3 protein-coding genes and 2 pseudogenes are annotated in these 4,744 nt (G+C 64.5%); all 5 read left to right on the top strand.

Annotation, left to right across the window (positions count from 1 at the left end; translation table 11 throughout):
* A partial coding sequence (locus tag JF66_RS15400) for a Gfo/Idh/MocA family oxidoreductase (RefSeq protein ID WP_051973614.1) occupies positions 1 to 1,029 on the top strand: 1,029 nt, incomplete at its 5' end.
* A gap of 90 nt (positions 1,030 to 1,119) precedes the next feature.
* Entirely contained in the window at positions 1,120 to 2,145 is a 1,026-nt protein-coding gene (locus JF66_RS15405; RefSeq protein WP_035879428.1) for a Gfo/Idh/MocA family oxidoreductase, read from the top strand.
* Positions 2,142 to 3,121, top strand: a pseudogene (locus tag JF66_RS15410) (TIM barrel protein). The gene JF66_RS15405 and the pseudogene JF66_RS15410 overlap by 4 nt, the downstream one beginning before the upstream one ends.
* The gene (locus tag JF66_RS15415) at positions 3,114 to 4,136 is read left to right on the top strand and encodes a sugar ABC transporter substrate-binding protein (protein ID WP_231556455.1); all 1,023 of its coding nucleotides are present in this window, start codon (positions 3,114 to 3,116) and stop codon (positions 4,134 to 4,136) included. Before JF66_RS15410 ends, JF66_RS15415 begins: the two are co-directional and overlap by 8 nt.
* Positions 4,133 to 4,744 (top strand): annotated as a pseudogene (locus JF66_RS15420) (ABC transporter permease); the annotation flags it as partial. The gene JF66_RS15415 and the pseudogene JF66_RS15420, both read left to right, overlap by 4 nt.

Consider the following 4,744-nt stretch of genomic DNA (forward strand, 5'->3'; position numbering starts at 1 on the left):
GTAACGCTCGGACTGATCGGCGTCGGCCGCATCGGAGTAATGCACGCCCGCAATATCGCGACCCTTTCGAACGCCGATGAATCAGTCCGGACGATCACCCTTAAACTCACGGATATTGCTGCCGAGCATGCGCAGGCCGTCGCTGCTGACCTCGGCGCCTCCTACCATCCCGATCTTGAAACGCTCATTGCCTCCGGTATTGACGGACTCATCATCGCCACAGGTACCGCGCTGCACCCGGAGCACATCCGCGCCGGTGTCGATGCTGGTATCCCGGTCTTCTGCGAGAAGCCCGTTGCCGTGAACATGGCGGAGTCGCTCACCGTCCTCGATTACATTCGCGAGCATGGCGGCGTTGTGCAAATCGGCCACCAGCGCCGCTTCGACGCCGGCTACCTCGAGGCCAAACGTGCTTTCGATTCCGGCGAGCTCGGCTGGCTACATTCTCTTCGCGCCGTCACCTGCGACAGGACTCCACCCCCGGTAGATTTCCTCGCCAGCTCCGGCGGCCTCTTCCGGGACTGCTCCGTGCACGACTTCGACATTCTCCGCTGGGTCACCGGTCGCGAGATCGTGGAGGTGTACGCCCGCGGCAGCAACAACGGCGATCCCGCAATCGGCGCTGTCGGTGACGTCGATACCGCCCTGGCTGTCGTCACATTCGATGACGGCACAATCGGCACTGTCAGCGCAAGTCGATACAACGGCGCCGGTCACGACGTACGCCTCGAGTTGCAGGGATCCGCCGCTACTCTGCTTGTGGGAATGGACGACAAGAGTGCCCTACGCTCAGCAGAATCGGGCGTCAGGTTTCCTACGGGCGCGCCACACCTCACGTTCGCGGAGCGCTTCGAGCAGGCCTACCTCAGCGAGATGACAGCCTTCATCGATCTCGTAGTCGGCGAGCGCACCAACCCATGCACGCCAGAGGCCGCCGTCGCCGCCAGCCGCGTTGCGGATGCCGCCCAGCAGTCCCTCGAGACCGGTCTTCCGGTTCGGGTGACCCGCGATCCCGTCCTCATGGGCTGACCGGCAGTCCTTCCCCTAGCTTTCCCAACAACACTAGCCGGGCACCCGCCCAGCGCATTCGTCAGCATCATCTCAAAGTGGAGGTATCCCGTGCGGTTCGTAATCCTTGGCGCAGGTCGAATCGGCCTGGCCCATGTCGATACGTTAATGAAGCTGGACGGCGTCAGCGCCCTGTTCATCGCCGACCTCGACTCGGCCCGCGCGGCGGCGGCCGCGGCCACCGTGCAGGGAGCGGCGTTCGGAACGATCGACGAGGCCTTCTCCTGGAAGCCTGACGGCATCGTCATCGCCGCTCCCACTTCGGTACACGCCGAACTCATTGTCAGGGCCGTCCAGGCGGGAATCCCCACGTTCTGCGAGAAGCCTCTCGCTGAGTCCCTGACCTCGACGCTCGCCGTCGTCGAGGAAGTTGAACGTCACGACGTTCCCGTGCAGATCGGATTCCAGCGCCGCTTCGATGCGGGCTACGTCGAGGCCCGACGCTCTCTCGCGGCCGGTGAATTCGGCGAGCTGCGCCGGATGCACATGGTCACCTGCGATCCGACCCCACCCCCGGCGGAGTATGTGCCGGTCAGCGGCGGACTGTACCGGGACTGCCACATTCACGACTTCGACATTCTCCGCTGGGTTACCGGGCAGGAGGTGGCCTCGGTGTTCGCCACCGGGAGCAACCGAGGCGCCGAATACTTCGCCGCCTCAGGCGACATCGACGAATCGGCCACCATCCTCACCCTGAACGACGGCACCTTGGTTACACTGCAGGGCTCCCGCTACAACGGCGCCGGCTATGACGTGCGCATGGAACTGGCTGGAACCCGTGGCAACCGCACCGTGGGACTCGACGAACGGGTCCCCCTTACAAGCACCGAACCGGGTGTGGACTTCCCGTCCGGAACGCCGTGGGGCACCTTTCAGGAGCGATTTACCGACGCCTACCGGGAAGAACTAGCGGCATTCGTGACCGTTGTCCACGGCACAACCCCCGCTCGGTGTACCCCGCGGGATGCGCTCGAAGCGCTGTACATCGCCGAGGCCGCGAGCCTGTCTCGGGTTGAGGGTCGCGTCGTAATGCTCGCTGAGGTGCGGGCCTCAGCCCGGGTCGAGGCCCGCATATGACCGCCCCCGTCACGGTGACTGCCACGACCCCGCCGCTTGCCAAACGGATCGCCGTCGCCCCCATCTCGTGGGGCGTGTGTGAAGTTCCCGGCTGGGGCTGGCAGCTCAGCCCGGAACGGGTTCTTTCCGACATGCGGGACCTCGGCGTAACCGCCACCGAATTCGGCCCCGAAGGCTTTCTGCCCACCGACCCCGCCGACAAGGCCAGGACTCTGAGCACCTTCGGTCTCGTGGCAGTCGGAGGCTTCGTGCCGATCATCCTGCACGACGCCGACCTCGACCCGGTGCCGCTGATCGCGGCCGAGCTAGCCGGCTTTCTCGCCGCCGGGGCCACCAGGCTGGTGCTCTCGGCCGACACCGGCCAGACCGGCTACGATTCCCGCCCATCCCTCAGCGACGCACAATGGCAGACTCTGCTGGGCAACCTCGATCGTATTCTCGAGCACGCCGCCGAGCGTGGAATCGTCGCATCACTGCACCCCCATGTCGGCACCATGGTCGAGTCCGCCGAGACGTGGATCGGGTGCTGGCCGGGTCGAGCATCGGCCTGTGCCTTGATACCGGGCACCTCCTCATCGGCGGCGCCGATCCGGTGCAGATCGCCGTGCAGCATGCCTCGCGGATCTCGCATGTGCACCTCAAAGACGTGCGAGCCGTTCTCGCTCAGAAGGTAAAGCGTGGGGACCTCACCTACACGGATGCTGTGGGCCGGGGCATGTACGTACCTCTGGGGGAGGGCGATATCGACCTGGCCACCATCGTTTCCAGCCTCGAAGCGGCTGGCTACGGCGGATACTACGTGCTCGAGCAGGACACAATTCTCGACCACGAACCCACCGCTGCCGACGCTCCACACCTCGCGGTTCGCCGCAGCCTCGACTTCATTCTCGGCCTTCCGGTCGTTCCCGGTTTTGCAACACTCGACACCCACACCACACCAGCACCTGTATCCAATGGAGGATTCACTGATGCGTAACCTGACCGTTCGACGCCCTCACGCCAGCGCCCCCGAAATGCCGGGTCGCCGCCGCACAGCCTGGCTCGCCTTGCTTCTCGCAGTCCCGCTGGTGCTCACCGGCTGCTCCGGTACCGGACAGGCAAGCCCGACCGCCACAAAGGCGTCAACGGATGCCGTCACGGGCACCATAGCCGTGGTCACCCACAGCACACCCGGCGACAACTTCTGGGATGTGGTGAAAAGTGGTGCGGAGCAGGCTGGAGCCGACCTAGGCATGAACGTCACCTATCAGGGCGACGGCGATCCGGTGAAGCAGAGCCAGCTCATAGACGCCGCCATTGCGAGCAAACCCGCCGGGCTGGTCATCTCGATGGCCAACCCCGACGGTGTGCGCAGCGCCGTCGAGAAAGCCGTCGCCGCCGGCATCCCGGTGATAACCATCAACGCCGGTCTCGAGCAGTCCGCAGAATTCGGCGCCGAAACCCACGTGGGCCAGAGTGAGTACATCGCGGGCCAGGGCGCCGGAGGAGAACTCGCCAAGGCCGGTGCCAAGAACGTCATCTGCGTCATCCACGAGGCCGGCAACGTGTCACTCGAAGAGCGTTGCGCCGGCGCTGCGGACAAGCTGGACAAAGTAACCAACCTGCAGGTCGACATAGCCAATATCGCCGACGCCAAGAACACGATCAGCAGCATGTTGCTCTCAGACCCGACGATTGACGGCGTTCTCACCTTGAACCCGGGCATCGCCGTAGCCGCAGCCCAAGCGAAAGCCGAGGCCGGAAGCGGCGCCCCGCTCGCCACATTCGACGTATCCGCCGACGTCACGAGCCTGATCCTCGACGGCTCGATTCTCTTCGCAGTCGACCAGCAGCCGTATTCCCAGGGCTACCTGCCTGTGGTGTTCCTCACCCTGCAACTGCGTAACGGTGATGTTGTGGGCGGCGGCCAGCCGGTCTACTCCGGCCCCGGCTTCGTGACCAAAGAGAACGCGGCGAAGGTCGCTGAGTTCGCTGCCAAGGGCACGCGATGACGCTCACCACTCAGGCGACAGCGCCGCCCCCCGCCCCGGCTGACGAGCGCATCATTCCGGTCAGCACGACGGTGAAGTTGCTTCGCCGACCCGAGATTGGCGCTTTCGTCGCCGCTCTCGCCATCTTTGTTTTCTTCTCCCTCACCACCGACGTCTTCCTCTCCGCCGCCGGGGTTTCCACCTGGCTGTACTCCGCCTCCTTGTTCGGCATCATGGCCGTCGCGGTAGCCATGCTCATGATCGGCGGAGAGTTTGACCTCTCGGCCGGCGCGATGACCGGAACCACCGGCCTCATCGTGGGCATCATGACCACCCAGTGGGGTCTAAACGTGTGGATCGCGATGTTTCTCGCACTCGCTGTGGCCCTATCGATCGGAGCCTGCAACGCTGTGATCGTCATGAAGACCGGGCTACCGAGCTTCATCGTGACGCTCGCGACATTCTTCATCCTGCAGGGCGTCAACCTGGCCGTCACCAAACTCATTACGGGGTCCGTGGTGATCCAGGGCATGGGCACGGTACCCATGTTCGACCAGGTGAAGGTGTTCTTCGGCTCCTCGTTCAGTTTCCTCGGCCTGAACCTCAAAATGGCCGTGGTCTGGTGGGCC

It is taken from the genome of Cryobacterium sp. MLB-32 (assembly GCF_000738085.1).
GTDB lineage: Bacteria > Actinomycetota > Actinomycetes > Actinomycetales > Microbacteriaceae > Cryobacterium.

Coding starts and splice junctions, on each gene's coding strand:
- JF66_RS15415 (WP_231556455.1), top strand. CDS start 3,114: ATGCGTAACCTGACCGTTCGACGCCCTCACGCCAGCGCCCCCGAAATG.